This window comes from Pseudomonas sp. Pseusp3 (genome assembly GCF_047304225.1).
Classification (GTDB): domain Bacteria; phylum Pseudomonadota; class Gammaproteobacteria; order Pseudomonadales; family Pseudomonadaceae; genus Aquipseudomonas; species Aquipseudomonas fluorescens_CD.
Genome location: NZ_JBGLYV010000017.1, coordinates 44,597 through 65,543 on the forward strand (window position 1 = coordinate 44,597; position 20,947 = coordinate 65,543).

General features: G+C 59.5%; 12 protein-coding genes and 2 riboswitches. Of the genes, 8 read left to right on the plus strand and 4 right to left on the minus strand.

Features of this window, described 5'->3' with window-relative positions; all coding sequences use genetic code 11:
• Positions 1-10 precede the first annotated feature (10 nt).
• Positions 11-224: riboswitch (cobalamin riboswitch) on the minus strand.
• A gap of 195 nt (positions 225-419) precedes the next feature.
• A riboswitch (cobalamin riboswitch) is annotated at positions 420-644 on the plus strand.
• A 121-nt stretch (positions 645-765) separates the two neighbouring features.
• From ACCD00_RS08375 to cobM, 4 genes are all read left to right on the plus strand, one after another.
• Positions 766-957, plus strand: a complete 192-nt coding sequence (locus tag ACCD00_RS08375) for a CbtB domain-containing protein (protein ID WP_413423532.1) — start codon at positions 766-768, stop codon at positions 955-957.
• A gap of 11 nt (positions 958-968) precedes the next feature.
• Positions 969-1,676 carry a CbtA family protein gene (locus ACCD00_RS08380; protein WP_413423534.1) on the plus strand — a complete coding sequence of 236 codons (708 nt, stop codon included), beginning with the start codon at positions 969-971 and terminating at the stop codon, positions 1,674-1,676.
• Positions 1,673-2,086, plus strand: coding sequence for a cobalamin biosynthesis protein (locus tag ACCD00_RS08385; RefSeq protein ID WP_413423536.1), 414 nt, complete (start codon positions 1,673-1,675; stop codon positions 2,084-2,086). The genes ACCD00_RS08380 and ACCD00_RS08385 overlap by 4 nt, the downstream gene beginning before the upstream one ends.
• A gap of 85 nt (positions 2,087-2,171) precedes the next feature.
• Positions 2,172-2,918 carry a precorrin-4 C(11)-methyltransferase gene (gene cobM, locus ACCD00_RS08390; RefSeq protein WP_413423538.1) on the plus strand — a complete coding sequence of 249 codons (747 nt, stop codon included), beginning with the start codon at positions 2,172-2,174 and terminating at the stop codon, positions 2,916-2,918.
• Between the two features lie 157 nt (positions 2,919-3,075).
• Here the strand turns inward: cobM and nfuA are convergent, their stop codons facing one another.
• Positions 3,076-3,660, minus strand: coding sequence for a Fe-S biogenesis protein NfuA (gene nfuA, locus ACCD00_RS08395; RefSeq protein WP_007912592.1), 585 nt, complete (start codon positions 3,658-3,660; stop codon positions 3,076-3,078).
• Between the two features lie 202 nt (positions 3,661-3,862).
• The gene (locus tag ACCD00_RS08400; RefSeq protein WP_413423540.1) at positions 3,863-6,160 is read right to left on the minus strand and encodes a fatty acid cis/trans isomerase; all 2,298 of its coding nucleotides are present in this window, start codon (positions 6,158-6,160) and stop codon (positions 3,863-3,865) included.
• 155 nt (positions 6,161-6,315) lie between these two features.
• Between ACCD00_RS08400 and metH the strand changes: the two genes are divergently transcribed.
• Positions 6,316-10,026, plus strand: coding sequence for a methionine synthase (metH, locus tag ACCD00_RS08405; RefSeq protein ID WP_413423542.1), 3,711 nt, complete (start codon positions 6,316-6,318; stop codon positions 10,024-10,026).
• A gap of 65 nt (positions 10,027-10,091) precedes the next feature.
• Here the strand turns inward: metH and ACCD00_RS08410 are convergent, their stop codons facing one another.
• Positions 10,092-16,766 carry an NEL-type E3 ubiquitin ligase domain-containing protein gene (locus ACCD00_RS08410; RefSeq protein ID WP_413423544.1) on the minus strand — a complete coding sequence of 2,225 codons (6,675 nt, stop codon included), beginning with the start codon at positions 16,764-16,766 and terminating at the stop codon, positions 10,092-10,094.
• Between the two features lie 178 nt (positions 16,767-16,944).
• Here ACCD00_RS08410 and ACCD00_RS08415 point away from each other — a divergent pair, with 178 nt between their 5' ends.
• A complete protein-coding gene (locus tag ACCD00_RS08415; protein WP_413423546.1) occupies positions 16,945-17,163 on the plus strand; it encodes a DUF2970 domain-containing protein in 219 nt (72 codons plus the stop codon).
• Positions 17,164-17,169: 6 nt separating this feature from the next.
• On the opposite strand, the gene ACCD00_RS08420 is transcribed toward ACCD00_RS08415, so the two are convergent.
• Positions 17,170-18,255: an ABC transporter substrate-binding protein gene (locus tag ACCD00_RS08420; RefSeq protein WP_413423548.1), complete on the minus strand. Its 1,086-nt coding sequence runs from the start codon at positions 18,253-18,255 to the stop codon at positions 17,170-17,172.
• A gap of 523 nt (positions 18,256-18,778) precedes the next feature.
• Between ACCD00_RS08420 and ACCD00_RS08425 the strand changes: the two genes are divergently transcribed.
• Positions 18,779-20,437, plus strand: coding sequence for a nitrite/sulfite reductase (locus ACCD00_RS08425; RefSeq protein ID WP_413423550.1), 1,659 nt, complete (start codon positions 18,779-18,781; stop codon positions 20,435-20,437).
• A complete protein-coding gene (locus tag ACCD00_RS08430) occupies positions 20,421-20,915 on the plus strand; it encodes a DUF934 domain-containing protein (RefSeq protein ID WP_413423552.1) in 495 nt (164 codons plus the stop codon). Before ACCD00_RS08425 ends, ACCD00_RS08430 begins: the two co-directional genes overlap by 17 nt.
• The last annotated feature ends 32 nt before the right edge of the window (positions 20,916-20,947 follow it).

Below are 20,947 nucleotides of genomic sequence, written 5' to 3' on the forward strand. Positions count from 1 at the left end.
CCCGGTTGAAAGTGAGAATCTGTGTCGAGGCAGGTCTCCTGGCTGACGGTGTGCCGGCCTTGAGCCTGGCATTCGCTGCGCCTTCCCGCCGGTCTCATGGATTGAGCCTGCAGTGGCGTGGCAACGAACATCACCGTTCACAGTTGCGGGGGCAGCCGCGGCATCGACCGCGTTCCCTTCTTAGCTTCGACAAACGCCGAAGAACCTCGAAAGCGCAAGGCTACGCATGGTATTGGGGCGGGTCAATGTTCACGTGACTTCTGCGGTGTGCCCTTCGCGAGCAAGCCCGCTCCCACATTTGATCGGGTTCTTTCAGGGGAAAAGGGTCAAGTGTGGGAGCGGGCTTGCTCGCGAAGAACGCAACTCGGTTTCCAGTTGAGAACCCCTGCCAATTGACGCCCAACCCCCGCCCATGCTCTCCTACACACCTTGTTACGGGTGCCCTTCACAGGGTGAAACGGGAAACCGGTGAATCATGTGCTTTACTTCTAAGCCATGTCAGTCCGGTGCTGCCCCCGCAACGGTAAGCGAGCGAAGCATCAGATCCACTGTGCCATCACGGCATGGGAAGGTGATGCTTGCAGGATCAGGCGATGCCTGCCCCCTCGTGAGCCCGGAGACCGGCCCGCAACACAAAAGTGACCAGAACGGTCACTGAAACAACAAACCCGCGGTGGGCGGGCGCTGTTTGAAACGCTGCGCGCCTGGCCGTGCAGGTTTTTGCATGCGCTCTCATTCCCCGCTGACAGACCAGAGGGAAACGCCATGTCGATCATCAGCAGCACCGGCCACACTACAACCAGCACCACTTCTACCCTGGCTCAACGCCTGACCGCCGCCGTCTGCGCGTCGATCCTCGGCGCGTGCCTGGTGTATTTCGCCGGCTTCTCGCACATCGAAGCGGTGCACAACGCCGCCCACGATACCCGTCACAGCTCCGCGTTCCCGTGCCATTGAGACCTGCCAATATGATCAAGCGTATTGCGCAAACAGCAGGTTTCACCGGGCTGCTGGCCGCCCTGTTGCTGACCCTGCTGCAAAGTTTCTGGGTCGCTCCCCTGATTCTGCAAGCCGAAACCTACGAAAAAGCCGAACCGGCCGCTGTTGAAATGCATGAACATGCCGACGGTGCGATGGCTGCCCACACTCATGATGCCGAAGCCTGGGAGCCGGAAGACGGCTGGCAACGCGTACTATCTACCACCGGCGGTAACCTGGTGGTGGCTGTCGGTTTCGCCCTGATGCTGGCCGGCCTGTACACCTTGCGCGCGCCGACCAGAACCTCCCAGGGCCTGCTCTGGGGCCTGGCCGGTTATGCGACATTCGTGCTCGCGCCAACCCTCGGCCTGCCACCTGAATTGCCCGGCACTGCCGCAGCCGACCTGGCGCAACGGCAACTGTGGTGGATCGGTACCGCCGCCTCCACCGCCGTCGGTATCGCCCTGATCGTATTCAGCCGTCACTGGCTGATGAAAGTCCTCGGCGCGGCCATCCTCGCCGTTCCCCATGTGATTGGCGCACCGCAACCGGAAGTGCATTCGATGCTCGCTCCCGAGGCGCTGGAAGCACAATTCAAAATCGCTTCGCAACTGACCAACATGGCGTTCTGGCTGGCCCTGGGCCTGATCAGCGCCTGGTTGTTCCGTCGCAAAAGCGATGGCCAATACCGCGCATGACGGATGTCAGCACAGCGCCGACCCTGGTGGTCGGCCTGGGCTGCCAGCGGGGCTGCCCTGTCAGCACGTTGCGGGCGCTGCTCGACCAGGCGTTGGCGGCGCATCAAATCCCGTTGCATGAAATCAAGGCCCTGGCCAGCATCGACCAGAAACGCGACGAACCGGCACTGATCGAGTTGGCGACGCAACTTGGCCTGGAATTGATGTACTTCAGCAGCGAACAACTGGCCGTTTATGAGGCGCAACTCAGTCATCAATCGCAAATAGCGTTTGAGCGCACCGGTTGCTACGGCGTGGCGGAAAGCGCCGCACTGGCCTTGGCAGAACAACTGGCTCAGGCCCCGGCAAAACTACTGATTCCACGACAAAAATATGCCCAGGCAACACTGGCATTGGCCGGCGCCGCCTGAAATCCCCGATAATCCCCGCCATCGATCATGAACATTCTTCATCTGAAGCCCTGTTCAGCCCCTTTTTTCCCCACAGGAACCGACGATGACCGTCTACTTTATTGGCGCAGGTCCCGGCGACCCCGAACTGATTACCGTCAAGGGCCAGCGTCTGATTCGCAGCTGCCCGGTGATCATTTATGCCGGCTCCCTGGTGCCTGCCGCCGTACTGGAAGGTCATTGTGCCGAACAGGTGGTCAACAGCGCCGAACTGCACCTGGAACAGATCATCGACCTGATCAGGACCGCCCACGCCAAGGGTCAGGATGTTGCCCGGGTGCATTCCGGCGATCCGAGCCTGTATGGCGCCATTGGCGAGCAGATTCGCTATCTGCGTGAGCTGGGCATTGCGTTCGAAATCGTACCCGGCGTGACGGCCACAGCCGCTTGTGCAGCGCTTTTGGGCGCAGAACTGACACTGCCGGATATTTCACAGAGTGTGATCCTGACGCGCTACGCCGACAAAACCGCCATGCCACCCGGAGAGGAGTTCTCCAGCCTGGCGCAGCACGGCGCAACCATGGCGATTCATTTGGGGGTCAGTCACCTGCCGAAGATCGTTGAGGAACTGCTGCCGCATTACGGCGCCGATTGCCCGATTGCGGTGGTGCACCGCGCGAGCTGGCCGGATCAGGATTGGGTGGTCGGGACGCTTGAGGATATTGCCGGGAAGGTTCAAGCCAAGGGCTTTCGCCGTACGGCGTTGATTCTGGTGGGTCGGGTGCTGGGCAGTGACCACTTCAGCGAGTCATCGCTGTATCGCGCGGGGCATGCGCATCTCTATCGCCCATAAGCCCTCTTCGCGAGCAAGCCCGCTCCCACAGGGGAATGCATTGCAAATGTGGGAGCGGCGGTGCGGCGATCCGACTTGCTCGCGAAGGCGTCAGTGAGTTCAACCCATAAAAAAACGGCGCTCACGGGGCGCCGTTTTTTATGCCGCAGCGAACACCTTAGTAGTAGGCGTTTTCTTTCTGCGTGTGGTCGGTCACGTCGCGAACGCCTTTGAGCTCGGGAATACGCTCGAGCAAGGTACGCTCGATACCTTCCTTCAGCGTCACGTCGGCCTGGCCACAGCCCTGGCAACCACCGCCGAACTGCAGGACGGCGATGCCGTCTTCGACCACGTCGATCAGGCTGACCTGACCGCCGTGGCTGGCCAGCCCCGGGTTGATCTCGGTTTGCAGGTAGTAGTTGATGCGCTCGTTCACCGGGCTGTCGGCGTTGACCATCGGTACCTTGGCGTTTGGCGCCTTGATGGTCAGCTGACCGCCCATGCGGTCGGTGGCGTAGTCGACAACGGCATCGTCCAGGAAAGCTTCGCTGAAGTGGTCGATGTACGCGGTGAAGCTTTTCAGCCCCAGCGCGGTGTCTTCGGGTTTTTCTTCGCCCGGCTTGCAGTAGGCAATGCAGGTTTCGGCGTACTGGGTGCCAGGCTGGGTGATGAAGACGCGGATGCCGATGCCCGGGGTGTTCTGCTTGGAGAGCAGATCAGCCAGATAATCGTGGGCGGCGTCAGTGATGGTAATAGCGGTCATGGAAACTCCTCGCAGGCTTGGGCGCAGTTTACGCCAATCAACGCGCCGGACAAAGTCCTAGTATTTTTGTCGGGAAAGATTCCGACAATTCCCCTTGTGGGAGCGGGCTTGCTCGCGAAGACGTCGTGTCAGGCAACCGCGATGGCGACTGATACAACGCTTTCGCGAGCAAGCCCGCTCCCACAGGGGCTCAAGTGGTGTTTCAGAGGTTCTCGTAGCGGTTCATGTCCAGCACGCCCTCTTCCACCGGATCGGTTTCATGGATGTAGCGGCTCATATCGTGGAAATAAGACCAGAATTGCGGATGACTGCGGCGTATCCCCCAGCGTTCGACGATTTTCTCGAAGCTGTCGGTATCCCTGGCGTTCTCCATCGCATCCACAAACGCCGGCACTTGCCCGGCCGGGATGTTGAACATGAAGTTCGGGTAGCTGCTGAGCACGCCCGGGAAAATCGTCAGGGTGTCGAGCCCAGGCTGATAGCGCAGCGATTCGCCGAGCAGGAACGCGACGTTACTGTGGGCACGATTGCGCAGCAGGCTGTAGACCTCGCGTTTGCCGCTACGGGTCTCGATCCGCAGCAGGGTCGCTTCCGGCAATTGATCGATGACTTTGAGTCCCGCCGCCGGGCGCGAAGCCAGGCGGCTCAACGCCTGTTCGGCACTTTGCAGGTCCGGATCGATATTCGGCCGCGAGCAGTAGGCGCCATCGCAGCGGTTGATCGGGTCGGGCCTGGCATTGAGATCGCCATAACGGGCCAGCAATTGTTGGGCGAAATCCCGCTTTGGATCCCGCGGATCAAGCTTCAGTGCAGTCGGCTTGTCATCGTCGATGGACTCGTAGTCCAGCCACATCTTGAATTTGCCACTGTTCTGATACCAGTCATCGAGGTAGCCATCCCGGGAATCGGCGGGCATCAGGCGCAGGAAGTTTTGCTCGGCACCGTTGCGGATCAAGTCGAAATACAGGCGCGTCTGGGCCTGGTGGGAGACGTTGCCGAACACATCGAAGTTCACTGCCAGTTGATAGTAGGTGCGCTCCAGCAGCGGATAGTCGAACAGCCACATCGTTTGCGGCACCTCGCCGATCAGGCCCTTGGTCACCGAAGCACTGTCGAAATGGCGGAAGATACTCAGCAACGCATTGTCGTTGCCGGCCCACAGGGTCGACCAGCTCGGCGCAGGCTGGTCGGCGTAGCTGTCCCGGCGCAAGGCTTCGTATTCATTGCGTTTGTCGCGGTAGTCGTGCCACAGGCTGAGGACGCTGCCGACATCGTCGTTCTGCCCCGGCATGGCCAGCAGCGGCGTAGCCTGCCCGCGATAGTTCGGATCAGTGACATAGAGGTCGTGCTCGGGTGCCTGGAACAACGCCCAGAAATTATCGCGGATCACGTCGGTGGCGATCTGGCCACGACACACTGGCCCACGGATAAACGTGCGCACAAAGTACTCGGCGTTATCGAGCATGAACTGGTAGCGCGCCTGGGCCGGAATCGCTTCGAAGGTGGCAAACGGGTTGGCCCGGCTCTGCGGCCCATAGCCCGGCAATGCGTCGACCTGCCAGTTGCCGCTGTAGAACAGGCTCTTGACCCGCGCCAGCTTCGCCGCATTCAGGGGGTAGGTGATGTGGGTCTTGTGCACGATCACGCCCTGCACCGGCCACAAGCGGTAGTAAAACTGCGTGCCCGGATCATCGTTCGGGCGACGGGTGTTGATCAGGTCGATCGGCTGGCCGGTCGGGGTGCGCGAACGTACCCACTGGAAGAAATGCCCGGGCTCGCCATCCTTGAAATAGAGATGGGCGAGGAACCAGTGCTCGTACAGCCAGCGCCCCACCAGACTTTCCCGGGCGCCCGGCGAATTGAGCAGGTTTTCCCACTGGACCACTTGCCGGGCTTCCGTTGCGCTGGGGGCAAGGTCCTGCCGGTCGATGGGCGCGCCCGCCGCCAACCAGCGTTGCAGTGTCTGGTACTGCTGGTCGGTCAGGCCGGTCACTGCCAGCGGCATGCCCTCCTTCGGATGCTTGGCGGTGTAGCCGTCGAACTCCGCGGGCATGGCACACATGTTTTCCCGGTTCAGGCCCAGGACGATGTCTTCCGGCAGCTTCGCGTTGGGTTGCAACGGGGTTTTATGGCCCAGCTCCAGCATCCGCGCCATCAATGCAGCCTGGCTGCCCTGGGCATCGAGTACCGAATAGAAGCCTTTTTGCTGCCAGGCCTGTTTGCCTGAGGCGTCATAGAACAGCCGGGTCGGTGCAACCGCCTGGCGGCGGTCCCCGTCGTAGACCGGGACTTTCGTCGCGCCACGCGCCGCGCCCTCGCCGCTGCCCAGGTTGAGCTGACAGGCGGCGTCGTTGCAGGCGTGGCAGGCCACGCACTTTTCAGTGAAGATCGGTTGAATATCGCGGCTGTAGGAAATGGCAGAGGAAATCGCCGGACTTTGCGCCACGGCGCCCCAGCTTAAAAACAACAGCAATGTGCCGATGACGAAGCGATACGACATGTCCCTGGTCCCGAATCCTGAAAAACGCCGCGATTCTACCGGTCTGTCACCCCTGCCAACATGAACGATATTCATGCAAAACCGAGCCATGCTCTAAAAGCGCACAGGTTTGCTATCATCCCGGCCCTTCGTCATGGTCTTACCGAGTAGTCCAAATGTCCGATCGCAGCGTTCGCCTTCAAGCTCTCAAGCACGCCCTCAAAGAGCGCATCCTGATTCTCGATGGCGGTATGGGCACGATGATCCAGAGCTACAAGCTCGAAGAACAGGATTACCGTGGCAAACGCTTCGCTGACTGGCCGAGCGATGTCAAAGGCAACAACGACTTGTTGGTACTGACTCGTCCGGACGTGATTGGCGGCATTGAAAAAGCCTACCTGGACGCAGGCGCCGACATTCTGGAAACCAACACCTTCAACGCCACCCGGATTTCCATGGCCGATTACGGCATGGAAGAACTGGCCTACGAGTTGAACGTAGAAGGCGCTCGCCTGGCGCGCAAGGTCGCCGATGCGAAAACCCACGAGAACCCGGGCAAGCCGCGTTTCGTTGCCGGCGTACTCGGCCCGACCAGCCGCACCTGCTCGTTGTCCCCGGACGTGAACAACCCCGGCTACCGCAACGTGACCTTCGATGAGCTGGTGGAAAACTACACCGAGTCCACCAAGGGCCTGATCGAAGGCGGCGCCGACCTGATCCTGATCGAAACCATTTTCGACACCCTGAACGCCAAGGCCGCGATCTTCGCCGTCCAAGGCGTGTTCGAGGAACTGGGCGTCGAACTGCCGATCATGATTTCCGGCACCATCACCGACGCCTCGGGCCGCACCCTGTCCGGCCAGACCACCGAAGCGTTCTGGAACTCCGTGGCCCACGCCAAGCCGATTTCCGTCGGCCTGAACTGCGCCCTCGGCGCCCGTGAATTGCGCCCGTACCTCGAAGAGCTGTCGAACAAGGCCAATACCCACGTCTCCGCGCACCCGAACGCCGGCCTGCCGAACGAATTCGGTGAGTACGACGAGCTACCATCGGAAACCGCCAAGGTCATCGAAGAATTCGCCCAAAGCGGCTTCCTCAACATCGTCGGCGGCTGCTGCGGCACCACGCCGGGCCACATCGAAGCCATCGCCAAGGCCGTGGCCGGTTATGCGCCGCGCGAAATTCCGGACATTCCCAAGGCTTGCCGCCTCTCTGGCCTGGAACCCTTCACCATCGATCGCAGCTCGCTGTTCGTCAACGTTGGCGAACGCACCAACATCACCGGTTCCGCCAAGTTCGCCCGCCTGATCCGCGAAGACAACTACACCGAAGCCCTGGAAGTCGCCCTGCAGCAGGTCGAAGCCGGCGCCCAGGTAATCGACATCAACATGGACGAAGGGATGCTCGATTCGAAGAAGGCCATGGTGACCTTCCTCAATCTGATTGCCGGCGAACCGGACATCTCCCGCGTACCGATCATGATCGACTCCTCGAAGTGGGAAGTGATCGAAGCCGGCCTCAAGTGCATCCAGGGCAAGGGCATCGTCAACTCGATCAGCATGAAAGAAGGCGTCGAGCAGTTCATTCACCACGCCAAACTGTGCAAGCGCTACGGCGCCGCGGTGGTGGTGATGGCCTTCGACGAAGCCGGCCAGGCCGACACCGAAGCGCGCAAGAAAGAAATCTGCAAACGCTCCTACGACATTCTGGTCAACGAAGTGGACTTCCCGCCGGAAGACATCATCTTCGACCCGAACATCTTCGCCGTGGCCACCGGTATCGAAGAGCACAACAACTACGCCGTCGATTTCATCAACGCCTGTGCCTACATCCGTGACGAGCTGCCGTATGCGCTGACCTCCGGTGGCGTGTCCAACGTGTCGTTCTCGTTCCGTGGCAACAACCCGGTGCGCGAGGCGATCCACTCGGTGTTCCTGCTGTACGCGATCCGCGCCGGGCTGACCATGGGCATCGTCAACGCCGGCCAACTGGAGATCTACGACCAGATCCCGGTGGAATTGCGCGACGCCGTCGAAGACGTGATCCTCAACCGCACTCCGGAAGGCACCGACGCCCTCCTCGCCATCGCCGACAAGTACAAGGGCGACGGCAGCGTCAAGGAAGCCGAGACCGAAGAGTGGCGCAACTGGGACGTCAACAAGCGTCTGGAACATGCGCTGGTCAAAGGCATCACCACCCACATCGTTGAAGACACCGAAGAGTCGCGCCTGTCCTTCAACCGCCCGATCGAAGTGATCGAAGGCCCGTTGATGGCCGGCATGAACATCGTCGGCGACCTGTTCGGCGCCGGTAAAATGTTCCTGCCGCAGGTGGTGAAATCCGCCCGCGTGATGAAGCAGGCCGTGGCGCACCTGATCCCGTTCATCGAACTGGAAAAGGGCGACAAGCCGCAAGCCAAGGGCAAGATCCTGATGGCAACCGTAAAAGGCGACGTGCACGACATCGGCAAGAACATCGTTGGCGTGGTGCTGGGCTGCAACGGCTATGACATCGTCGACCTCGGCGTGATGGTCCCGGCGGAGAAAATCCTCCAGGTGGCCAAGGAGCAGAAGTGCGACATCATCGGCCTGTCCGGCCTGATCACTCCGTCGCTGGATGAGATGGTCCACGTCGCCCGCGAAATGCAGCGTCAGGACTTCCACCTGCCGTTGATGATCGGTGGCGCCACCACCTCCAAGGCACACACGGCGGTGAAGATCGAACCGAAGTACAGTAACGATGCGGTGATCTACGTCACCGACGCCTCCCGCGCCGTGGGCGTGGCGACACAGTTGCTGTCCAAGGAGCTCAAGGCCGGTTTCGTCGAGAAAACCCGCCAGGATTACATCGAGGTTCGCGAGCGCACGTCCAACCGCAGCGCCCGCACCGAACGCCTGAGCTATGGCGCGGCCATCGCCAAGAAGCCGCAATTCGACTGGGCGACCTACACGCCGGTCAAACCGACTTTCACCGGCACTCGGGTACTGGACAACATCGACCTCAACGTTCTGGCCGAGTACATCGACTGGACGCCGTTTTTCATCTCCTGGGACCTGGCCGGCAAGTTCCCGCGCATCCTCCAGGACGAAGTGGTCGGTGAAGCCGCTACCTCGCTGTACAACGATGCAAGGGAAATGCTGCGCAAATTGATCGATGAAAAGCTGATCAGCGCACGCGCGGTGTTCGGCTTCTGGCCGGCCAATCAGGTGCATGACGACGACATCGAGCTCTATGGCGATGACGGCAAGCCAATGGCCAAGCTGCATCACCTGCGCCAGCAGATCATCAAGACCGACGGCAAGCCGAACTTCTCCCTGGCCGACTTCGTCGCGCCCAAAGACAGTGAAGTGACCGACTACGTGGGTGGTTTCATCACCACCGCCGGCATCGGCGCCGAAGAAGTGGCCAAGGCATACCAGGACGCTGGCGACGATTACAACTCGATCATGGTCAAGGCCCTGGCCGACCGCCTGGCCGAGGCATGCGCCGAGTGGCTGCACCAGCAAGTGCGTAAAGAACACTGGGGCTACGCCAAGGATGAAGTGCTCGATAACGAGGCGCTGATCAAGGAGCAGTACACCGGCATCCGTCCGGCACCGGGTTACCCGGCCTGCCCGGATCACACCGAGAAAGCCCAGTTGTTTGCCCTGCTCGATCCAGAGGCCCAGGAAATGCGCGCAGGCCGCAGTGGTGTATTCCTCACCGAGCACTACGCCATGTTCCCGGCGGCGGCAGTCAGCGGCTGGTACTTCGCTCACCCGCAGGCGCAATACTTTGCCGTGGGCAAGATCGACAAGGACCAGGTGCAAAGCTACACCTCGCGTAAAGGCCAGGAGTTGAGCGTGACCGAACGCTGGCTGGCGCCGAACCTGGGTTACGACAACTGAGAACCTGACAGGAAACAACCCCGGCGCCGGGAAGACCGGCGCCGGGGGTTACCAACCGTGATGTTTCACGCCCGCGGCAGATCCCCCGATGTGCCCGACTGCCCTGCCCCGCTGGCAGACAGGCCCATTTCCTCGACTTCCTTGCGAGACAGCTCGATCATCTTGCTGTTGCGTGCGGCTGCAAGTTCGAATAACTGATTCATCAATGCCGCTTCGTCGGCGTCATCCACCTCCTCGGAAACGTCCGCCTCGTCGAGTTGCCTGAACTCTTGCGGGTATTTTTCCTTGAGGTAGTCCACCCAGTAATCGCGCTGGATGAGGTCTTCGAAAAAAACATCACTCTGTTCGGCATGGCTGACTTGCATACGCGCATCAGCCAGTTGTTGGGGTGTTACACCCGAGGCATACGTCATGTGCCTGGGCTGACCGGGCAACTCAAGACCATCGTCCCACCCTCCCGTCAAACCGATTCGATAGCCCAGGCGCACCTCTGCCTGATCCTGACCGCCATGGGTGGCAGCTTTGGTCGCCAGATCGTCGACCTTGTCCAACCGGAACAGTTGTCTGGACAATTTCAACAGCGCTACACCTTTGGCCGCCGGACGCCCGACCGGAATATCCAGCAAGGCATTGTGGGTGAACACTTTGCTCTCCAGGCCACTGAAAGTCAGGATTCGACCATCGACACAGGTGCCATGGGTACTGGAGCTGGCGAACAGGACTTCCCGCAGCTCACTGTTGCTGGCGGCGGCCTCCAGCACCGTCCACACCCGTCGGGTCAGGTCCGCTTTGGCCACCCTGAACTCCTGCGTATCCTGCAAGCGCGACAGTAAATGGAAGAACGCAGCATTGTCCGGCTCCGCGGCGAGCTGGTTCCAGATTCGCGTTTTTCTGCCCGATTCTTCGGGGGAGGCATCGGTCAGCCACGCTGCTTCTTGTGCAGAATCAAGCGCCATATCGGAGAGATCTTCATCTGATTCGGCGCTCTCACTTTCGCTGTCATCGCTGGGTTCAGCCATCATATCGTCAAGTTCTGGGCGCGAGATCCCCAGCACAGAGTCGCGCCTGCCGGTTTCGCGGTATTCGCGCAGGAGTTCAAGACTCTCATGCGACAGGTTGTGGTTGTCACTCAGGTCGGTACCGGCCATCAAAGCTTCGTGACTGTTATCCAGGGCCTCTGGCGCAATCGTTGTGATGTCGTTACCACTCAGGTTCAAGATTCTGAGATGGCGGGCTTGCAGCACACCCTCCGGGAAGGCGGTCAGATCGTTGCGACGCAGATCGAGTGTCTCGAGTCGCTCAAAATGACTGACATCGAAAGTCTCCAGATCGTTGTAACCCAGATCCAGCCATTGCAAACGCTCCAGGCGGCTCAACGAGGTATAAAGGTGCTCGGTGTCGCTCAACCGGTTAGTAGAAAGTTCCAGCCGTTCAAGCTGACTCATGGACTGGATCGGCTCAGGCAAGTACTGCAGTTTATTGCCGTTAAGCTCCAGTGTTTTCACTTTTGCAAAGGCTCTGAAGAAGCCATTGGAGCCTTGTGCGGTAAGCCTTACTCCGGTCAGGTTCAAGGTATCCACATGAGAAAATTCTGCCGGCAGCTCAGGCAGATCACCCAGTTGCAGACCATTGAAATTCAGCTTCGAACCTGTCACTGCACCAGTGTCGGTCAGCCCTTCGCGCCAGCATTCCATGATTCGCAAGGCAGCCGCCTGGCGGCTTTCGGACGACACTATCCAGCCATCACCGTGTGACTCCCGCGTAAACAGCCATCCATTCACCCGGCGCGTCAGTGCTTCGAACGTCTGGTCCCATCCGTCAAACCGCTCGCCGATCTGCACGTCGGTTGCCCCGTTCTCGCGCATCTGTTCGATCACTCGCAAGGCATCATCATCGGCCAGAGTCGGTTTCAACCGTTGCAGGCGCCTGGCGAAATGCACGCTGCCCTCGCCCATTGGGACAGGCGGCAGAGGCAACAAATGACGACTGATCGAATAGCTGCTCTCCTTCGGCGGGAAGGTCGGCGGCACTTGTTCCCGGGAGAATCTCTCCAATGAACCGGCCTCCAGCCCTTCGGCGGATTCGATCCGCTGCCAGGCGCCTTTCAGAGCCGTCACGGCTTGCGGGTTCAACGGCGTGCCGGTCAAATCGATTTTCAGCAGCACCTCATCCGGCAGTGTTGCCGGCAGCGAGGAAACCTTGCTGTCACGCAAATCCATCCAGATCAGCTGCGGCAGATCCTGTGCCCCAACGGGCCACTCATGCAGCTGCGTCGCTCGCAGATTCAGGGCCTTGAGCGAAGTCATTGCACTTACATCCAGTGAGTCCAGCGGGTTGCCGCTCAAGTCCAGGGATTCCAGAGCGCCCATACCCTCGAACGCTTGCTGAACTGCCGGGCCGACGACTATCCGGTTGCCGGAGAGATCCAGACGGATCAACTTCGCAAGGTCCTCTGCTGCAACCGGTACATCGGTCAAACCATTGCCACTGAGGTCGAGATTTTCAAGTTCGGAGAATCCTCTGACAAAGCCTCGAAATTGTTCAACGGGCACGCGCGCCGCCCTCAGATTCAATGTCCGCACATGGGGGAAAGCACCCGCGGGCAACTCCGGAAGCTCACTGACGTCCAGATTCGTCAACTCAAGCACCCTGGCATCGACATTCAAGCCGTACCGCTTGAACACTCCGTTTCGCCAGCAGGACTTGATAAACCCGGCCGTCCGCGAGCGCCCCACAAACTGATTCATATCCAGTAGCGCACGGTTGATCCAGTCATTCAATTGCCGCTCCAGTGCATTGAATTCCTCGCTCATGGCTTCAACCGCCTTGAACCTTGGCTCGGCCCCCAACCATTGCTGAAGGAAACCGTTGAACACCGCCCCAGAAGAAGCGTTCCCCCTCAACACGTCCAAACGGGTAAGTTCACCCTTGCAGTAGTCGCTGACCATTTCCTCCTGATCAACCAGATGTTCCGGGTGATTCTTGACGTACTCATACGCGAGCTTGAAGTTTTCGCGCGGGAACAGCGACCAGTCCAGCGACAACCCGGACCAGAGCTTTTCATGCCCCTCGAAGATGCCGTCGGGTAGCCTGCTGATGCTTGTACCTTTGAGGTTCAGGCGTTCAAGGCGGGGCAGCTCAAGAACTCCGGCCGGCCATTGGTTCAACGAAGGGGCAACGACCTCCAGTGTGCGCAGATTGCGCATCTGACTGACATCCAGGTTCATCGGCGCGAACCCCGAAGAATAAATACTCAGTTCCTCGAGCAATGTCAGGGAACTCAATTCTGATGTCAGATCTGCTGCCACGGAAGCGGATGAGTACAGCTCCAGAGCGGTGAGCTCACTCATTCCGCGCAATGCTTTCGGCACCTTGGTGAACTCACTGCTCGTTGCATTTATTCGTAGCCTTTTCAGCCCGGGAAAATTCGCCAGCAGTGCATCGGCATTGGCGTCAGTGATGCACCTCCCTCGAACGCTCAGTTCACGCACGTGTGAAAAGTCCGCAGTCAGAGAGGGAAGCGGATCATCGCAGACCAACTCCAGTGAATTTGAATGGGGAAGCTCTTCGGCCAACGGTGAGTTGCGCCAGCATTGCTTGATGTTGCGCGCGACCGAGGTCTTGCCCCCCTGCATGTACTGCAAAAAAGGATTCGCTGCGGGCTCACCCACCCATTCATCGAGCGTGGTCTGAAGTTCATCCCACTCACACATACGCGCCTGCAACAGATCATAAATCTGTGCATCGGTTTTCCCCGTCCGCAACTGCCTCAGGATAAAACCGTTGGCTTGCTGATTGGACAGCCCCGGATAAAGGTCCTGTACGCGCGTCAACAGAGAAGGATTGACGCCTTGCCCGCGTCCGCTGGCGTAGTAGCCCACGGTGCGCTCTGTTACACGTACGGGTGGTTTGAACCTTCTGTTGCTGCCGAAACGCTTTTGCAGCAATTGCGCCAACTCCATTCGATGTTTGCCGGCAGAATCGATAATCGCCATCTGCAGTTCGGCGCTCCGCCATACATGTGGAACGCCCAATGCCCGGCGGGACTCATCCGGCAAGGCGTGCATGATAGAGTCGAAAAAGCTGGCGCCGGGACCAGGTACACGGTTGAGTGCCATTCCCCGTTCATCAAACGCTTGAAAGGCCGGCCCCTGCTTCACCACATACCTGCGTGTCGCGGCAGTCTCGCTGCCAATGCCATCGATCAGCGGCCCGCTGATGTGGCCGTCGCGGATTTCCAGGCGCACATCGCCGGACCAGCCCGGCAGTTTTTCCAGTGCCCGCAATGCGAGCCACTGGCTGTCAGTCGACACCATATTCTCCATATGCAGACCGGCGAAAGCCTGGCTTGTACGCCCTACCCGCGCATACCAACGGGCCTCCTCCAGCATTCTCAACGGAATTCGTCGAGTGGAATCCAGGCGCGCGAGCTCCTCTGCGCTGGCATCCAGCAGAACTCTTTTCGCAGCAGACTCACTGAGGCCAGGACAAGCGCGCTGTAACCGACCGATGGATTGTCGGTGAACTGTCTGTTTGATGACCGGAGCCCCCCCAGGATCGGCCTTGAACAGCCGTAGGGCATCAAGCAATTCAGGGGGCGGAGGCAAATGATCCATATGCATTTTGCGCAAGGCGTTGTCGTTGACGCCACTGACATCGGCAACCTTGAGCAGTTGCTCGTCGCTGAGCTCATCGGTGACATGGCCCATACGCCGCAACAGGGTCAGTCGGTCCCATCCAAGCGGACGTTCAAACGTATGGCGCCAGGCGCCATGCCCGTTGTGTTCAAGAATGGGTTGCCAGGCCTGCTCATCCGTCGGATGGTTGATTCGCCATTTTTTCAGCGACTCATCGTAGGTTGTCTCGTAGTGCTTGCCGTTCTGCCGCACGTAAGTCTTGCCTTCGGCCCGGTACTGTCCCAACGCGTCAGGAGCAGCGTCGCGCCCCAGCGCGACATCACTCTCATAACCACGAAGGTCTGGTTTCCACAATCGTGTATCGCCATTGGCCCGCTGGATCTGCTCCATCCCCTCGATCATGGGTTCGGGCTTCACTGCTGCCAGTTTGCCGACGCCTTTGCCCACCCCAGCCATCACTCCTATCAGTGCCAGGTTTTCCGCCACATCGATCAGATGCGCCTTCGCCGCGTTGCGATCGCCCTCACTCCACTCGATGACCCCTTCGAAGGACTCGTACAACAGTTGCCCGGCCATCACTGTGAGCATGACCTCGCCCAGAACCGGTACGAACATCGACACCAGGTTCAACCCCAGCATGCCGATTTCCAGCAGATGATTGAGCTTCTCGGCGCGTACTTTTGCATCGACATCCGCAGTAGGGACCGCATGGCTGCGCGCATCGGCAATGACCTTCGCGCGGTTTTGCTCATAGAGATATGTCCAGAGGTCGGTGTTGGGGGCCCAGATGCCGGCAGCCCCTTGGCGAACGACGCTGCGAGGGTCGAGATAGGGATCTTCCACCGGTTCCCGCTTGCCCTGGTGCTCTGGAGGCAGCTCTTTGATACGGGTAAAAGTCGATAAAGGCGGAATGAACTGGGTGACTTTCACCCAGCTGGACCGCAATGGGTCAGACGGCGAGTCCGCCGTTTTGCGGGTGAACTGACTGAAATAATAAGGCCGGTCGGCGTAGGCCACAAACTGGCTGAAAAAACGCTGGTGCGCCGTCGGTGTGGCGTCATCTGGCGATGATGCCCCCCGGGCCGTGAACTGCCGTTTGAATTCTTCCCTCATCTGCGAAGACGTGTAGCGCTTGAGCGGATGCTCCGGGTCGTGGGGAACGTAGACAATGAAATCATTGGTATAACGATATTTTTCACAGATGCCGAACACAACGCAGCCAGTCATCCGCCGCTTCATCAAACTCAGGTCACAAAACCAGACCTGCCTGTCGCCAAGCCACGGATGGACTTCGCCATCAATCACCTCCTGGATCATTGCGTAGTCTTGCGGTTCGATATCCTGTTTCAACAAGGCCAGCTCAGCGGCCGCCCTCATCGCCGTTTTTTGGCTGGCAATGAATTGTTCACGAAGTGTCGTTTCCTTCTGCACCTGCGCGGGGTGGAAAAAGCCGTTCATATGGGCTTGATACTGCGCGCCGATATCCAGCGTGCGACAAAGTGACAAAAACTGACTGGTCGTCATATTGACGCTGACAACTTCGAACGTAGCGGGCGTCGATGTTTCTACGACAAACCCGGAGCTGCGGTGAAATGCGCCCTCCTCACACTCGGATTCTTCGAAGTTATGCAGTGCGGCCTGCAACAACGTCAGCTTCATGACCTCGAACGTCGAGACCTCTATCTCAAGGGCGCCAATTTCCAGGGGACGCCGCAGGCACACCATTGTTTTGTTGACGTCTGCCTCAATACCGAACTGATCCTTCAGGGCTTTGGCGAGTATCGGTGCAGCGAAGGTATCGATGTCCTGCAGCAACGACATCGTCTTGTCCAATCGGGTCTGCGCGGTGAAGCTCGCGTTGAAACTGTCGGTCAAAACCTGCTGTTGATACGCGGAGGCCTGTTGATACCAGTCCGGTAGGCGCGCATTGGTGTTTTTCATCGAAGCACGCCTTTGCGGCGTGGCGTCAACCAACCAGTCGGGAGCCATCAGCTGAAGAAGTCGATGGTGAACACTGCTTTTTCCTGGAACAGGATTTTTATTGTTCAAGGTTTGGGTGTGAATATCCGTCTCGGTGGACGAAGTCGGGGAATGGCTGGACATACTGTCTCTCCTGACAAATGGAGCGACATGACAGCATTGCGGATGGCCGCTGCTGCGGTAGATAGTTATTGCGGTCGCGAGGATTGATTACCCGATGCTTCGACAGCTGGCTGCTCAACCCCTGCACGAAGCGCCGGATTGGCTATGCTCTGAGGAACTACGTTCACGCGAGGGTTTTATGGACGATCCGGCCGACAACAAGCCGCCAACCTTCTGGCAAATGCTGCACAGCGTCATGGCAGCGGCTTTCGGGGTGCAGAGCGGGAAGAACCGGACCCGTGATTTCACTCACGGCAAGCCGAGTCATTTCGTGATTCTGGGGATTGGGTTCACGGTGGTGTTTGCATTGACGCTGTTCGGCATCGTCAAGCTGGTGCTGCTTCTGGCCGGGGTTTGAGGCGACTCAGTGCATCAGGGTTTGCAGGGTGAACGGGTAACGCCAGGACGCGGGACGTCCCTTGGCCGAGAGCTTGTGGAAATCCACGCCGAAGTCCTGCCCGGCGCCCATCGCCAGCAGCCGCCTGGCCTGTGCCCGGTCGATCAGCTGCAACAACGGAACCTGCCGGTCACGGCCACCGTACTGGCTGATGTCCACGCCTTCATCGTAGTCATGCAATTGCACCAGCGCCCAGCCACCGAGGGTGAAGTGCCCGCCCAGCAACACACTGAGGCGACCGTCCAGCAGTGCCTGCAGCGCCGCGGGTGAATTGTTGATCGCGCCGAACAACACGCCTTTGCCCGGCACGCCTCCAGCTTCGACATATGCCTGCATCACGCCGAACGCCATTTCGTCATTCGCGGCCCAGACCAGCGACGTCTGCGGGTAGCGTTTTAACAACAACCTGGCCTGCTCATAGGCGCGTTGCCGGGTCCAGCCGCCGTATACCAATTGCCGCAAACGCACCTCGGGGTGCTCGGCCAGGGCGCGCCGCATGCCTTTCTCGCGAAACTGCGCGGACGGGGTGATTTTCAAACCGGAAAAAGCCAGCAAATCGATGGTCTGGCCGGGAGCTGCCGGGCCGTGCTGTCGGATCAGTTCCTTGAGCATCAGATAGCCGCCCTCCTCGTCATTGGGCACCAGGCTGCCGAGCAGGTCGGGATACTTGTCAGGTCGTGCGCCGACGAGCTTCATCTGGTCCGGGGTCAGGGCGTTGTTGACCATGAACAGCTTCACACCGCTGCCTTTGGCCAGCCGCAGGACTTCGGGGGCGATGTACTGCTCGTTGACGAAGACCAGGTAGTCGGGACGATGGTGGCCCTGAAGGGCTTCACGAGCCTGGCGGATGGTGTTTTCGGAGACGCGGTCGGAATACTGGATGCGCAAGTCCATCCCCAGGTCGGTCGCCGCGGCCTGCATGAACTGCGAGTAACTCAGCCAAAAAGCTTCCGTGGGGGTTCCCGGGTTCAGGAACAGCACTGACGCCGCCTGGGCACAAGGTCCCACGACCATGCCCAGCGTCAGTAAAACTCCACACAGAAACTTCAACATTGGTCGTCCGAGCCCCCGGAAATTCGCTGCGCATTATAGCCAGCGAACGCCCGTAAAACGGCGAATTATCCGTTTATTGTCGGACAATCGTCGGAACCGGGCCCGGACGGGGTCGTTTATTGATGGCTGACCCAGAAAACCGCCGTCCCCACGACCAGGATGATCAGGAACAAAATTGCCCAGGCATCAACGGTGCTATCGCTTTTCCGTGCTTTGGTTGGGTTGCTCATTGCATCGCCTCTTGTCGGTTTTATCGGTGATTGCATAAAGACTCGAGCAGAGTAAAGACGACGATTGCCCGCACCACAAACAGGGTCTTTGCAACAACGATTCTCATTAGGCGATTTGGTTCTTTACATATGCTCAAACATCACTTTTACGCATAACTGCAAACTGTTATCTTGCCCCGGCTCCGAAGGGAGTGCGCGGCCGTGCGCGCAGAATTGCAGAGGCTCCATCGGACTCCGGCAAGCACAAAAACGCAGCTGTATCCGAGCGACCCAAGCCTGAGAACAGGACTTATATGTACGTATACGACGAATACGATCAGCGGATCATCGAGGACCGCGTCAAGCAGTTCCGTGATCAGACCCGACGCTATCTGGCAGGCGAGCTGAGCGAAGAAGAATTCCGCCCCCTGCGCCTGCAAAATGGCCTTTATATCCAGCGTTTCGCACCGATGTTGCGAGTCGCCGTGCCTTACGGCCAACTGACTTCGCGGCAAGTGCGAATGATGGCCAGGATTGCCCGCGACTACGACAAGGGCTACGCCCACATCAGTACCCGGCAGAACGTGCAGTTCAACTGGCCTGCCGTTGAAGACATTCCGGACATTCTCGCTGAACTGGCCACCGTGCAGATGCACGCGATCCAGACCAGCGGCAACTGCCTGCGCAACGTCACCACCGACCAGTTTGCCGGCGTCGCCGCGGACGAACTGATCGACCCGCGCCCATGGTGCGAAATCGTTCGCCAGTGGACCACGTTCCACCCGGAATTTGCCTACCTGCCGCGTAAATTCAAGATCGCCGTCAACGGTTCGACCTCCGACCGCGCCGCCATCGAAGTCCATGACATCGGCCTTGAGCCTGTGCACAACGCCGCTGGCGAACTGGGCTTCCGTGTGTTGGTCGGCGGCGGCCTGGGCCGTACGCCGGTGGTGGGTGCATTCATCAATGAATTCCTGCCATGGCAAGACCTGTTGAGCTACCTCGATGCCATCCTGCGGGTCTACAACCGTTACGGCCGTCGCGACAACAAGTACAAGGCGCGGATCAAGATCCTGGTCAAAGCGCTGACGCCTGAAGTCTTCGCGCAGAAAGTCGATGCGGAAATGGAGCACCTGCGCGGTGGCCAGACCACACTGACCGACGCCGAAGTGCAGCGCGTCGCCAAGCACTTCGTCGACCCGGACTACAAGGCGCTGGAGAACCAGACCGCCGCCCTGGCCGAGCTCGACCAGCAGCACCCGGGCTTCGCCCGTTGGCGCGCACGCAACACCCTGGCCCACAAGAAGCCAGGCTACGTGGCCGTGACCTTGTCCCTGAAGCCAACCGGCGTTGCACCGGGCGACATCACCGACAAGCAGCTCGACGCCGTAGCCGACCTGGCAGACCGTTACAGCTTCGGTCAACTGCGTACCTCCCACGAGCAGAACATCATTCTGGCCGACGTCGAGCAGGACAAGCTGTTCGCCATGTGGGGCGAGCTGCGCGAGCAAGGCTTCGCCACGCCGAACATCGGCTTGCTGACCGACATCATCTGCTGCCCGGGTGGTGACTTCTGCTCCCTGGCCAACGCCAAATCGATCCCGATCGCCGAATCGATCCAGCGCCGTTTCGACGACCTGGACTACCTGTTCGACATCGGCGAACTGGACCTGAACATCTCCGGTTGCATGAACGCCTGTGGTCACCACCACGTCGGCCACATCGGCATTCTCGGGGTGGACAAGAAAGGCGAAGAGTTCTACCAGGTTTCCCTCGGCGGCAGCGCCAGTCGCGACGCCAGCCTGGGCAAGATCCTCGGCCCGTCCTTCGCCCAGGAAGCCATGCCTGACGTGATCGAGAAGCTGATCGACGTGTACATCGAACAACGTACCGAAGACGAGCGTTTCATCGACACCTACCAGCGTATTGGCATCGACCTCTTCAAGGAACGCGTCTATGCAGCGAATAATTAAGAACAACGAGGTCGTCGACGAGACCTGGCACCTGCTGCCCAAGGATTTCAATATCGACGGGATCACCAACTGCGACGACTACATCGTCCCGTTGCAGCTGTGGCGCGAACACAGCCGTATGCTCCTGGCCCGCGACGGTGGCCTGGGCATCTGGCTCGACGCTGATGAAGAAGCCGAGGAAATCGGCGAAGACGTGGCGCAGTTCCAGGTCATCGCCCTGAACTTCCCGGCCTTCACCGATGGCCGCAACTACTCCAATGCCCGCCTGCTGCGTGACCGTTATGGTTTCAAGGGCGAATTGCGGGCCATTGGCGACGTGCTGCGCGACCAGTTGTTCTACATGCATCGCTGTGGATTCGACGCGTTTGCCGTACGCCCCGATAAAGACCCGTATGAAGCGTTGGAAGGTCTCAAGGACTTTTCGGTGACCTACCAGGCCGCCACTGACGAACCGCTGCCGCTGTTCCGTCGCCGCTGACCGTGATGCCTTGAGCCCTTGGCAGGGCTCAA

What these genes read in the sequence shown, in the direction of transcription:
- cobM (WP_413423538.1), top strand. Translation starts at nt 2,172, where the DNA reads ATGACCGTCTACTTTATTGGCGCAGGTCCCGGCGACCCCGAACTGATT.
- nfuA (WP_007912592.1), bottom strand. Translation starts at nt 3,660, where the DNA reads ATGACCGCTATTACCATCACTGACGCCGCCCACGATTATCTGGCTGAT.
- metH (WP_413423542.1), top strand. Translation starts at nt 6,316, where the DNA reads ATGTCCGATCGCAGCGTTCGCCTTCAAGCTCTCAAGCACGCCCTCAAA.
- ACCD00_RS08410 (WP_413423544.1), bottom strand. Translation starts at nt 16,766, where the DNA reads ATGTCCAGCCATTCCCCGACTTCGTCCACCGAGACGGATATTCACACC.
- ACCD00_RS08380 (WP_413423534.1), top strand. Translation starts at nt 969, where the DNA reads ATGATCAAGCGTATTGCGCAAACAGCAGGTTTCACCGGGCTGCTGGCC.
- ACCD00_RS08375 (WP_413423532.1), top strand. Translation starts at nt 766, where the DNA reads ATGTCGATCATCAGCAGCACCGGCCACACTACAACCAGCACCACTTCT.
- ACCD00_RS08415 (WP_413423546.1), top strand. Translation starts at nt 16,945, where the DNA reads ATGGACGATCCGGCCGACAACAAGCCGCCAACCTTCTGGCAAATGCTG.
- ACCD00_RS08420 (WP_413423548.1), bottom strand. Translation starts at nt 18,255, where the DNA reads ATGTTGAAGTTTCTGTGTGGAGTTTTACTGACGCTGGGCATGGTCGTG.
- ACCD00_RS08400 (WP_413423540.1), bottom strand. Translation starts at nt 6,160, where the DNA reads ATGTCGTATCGCTTCGTCATCGGCACATTGCTGTTGTTTTTAAGCTGG.
- ACCD00_RS08425 (WP_413423550.1), top strand. Translation starts at nt 18,779, where the DNA reads ATGTACGTATACGACGAATACGATCAGCGGATCATCGAGGACCGCGTC.
- ACCD00_RS08385 (WP_413423536.1), top strand. Translation starts at nt 1,673, where the DNA reads ATGACGGATGTCAGCACAGCGCCGACCCTGGTGGTCGGCCTGGGCTGC.
- ACCD00_RS08430 (WP_413423552.1), top strand. Translation starts at nt 20,421, where the DNA reads ATGCAGCGAATAATTAAGAACAACGAGGTCGTCGACGAGACCTGGCAC.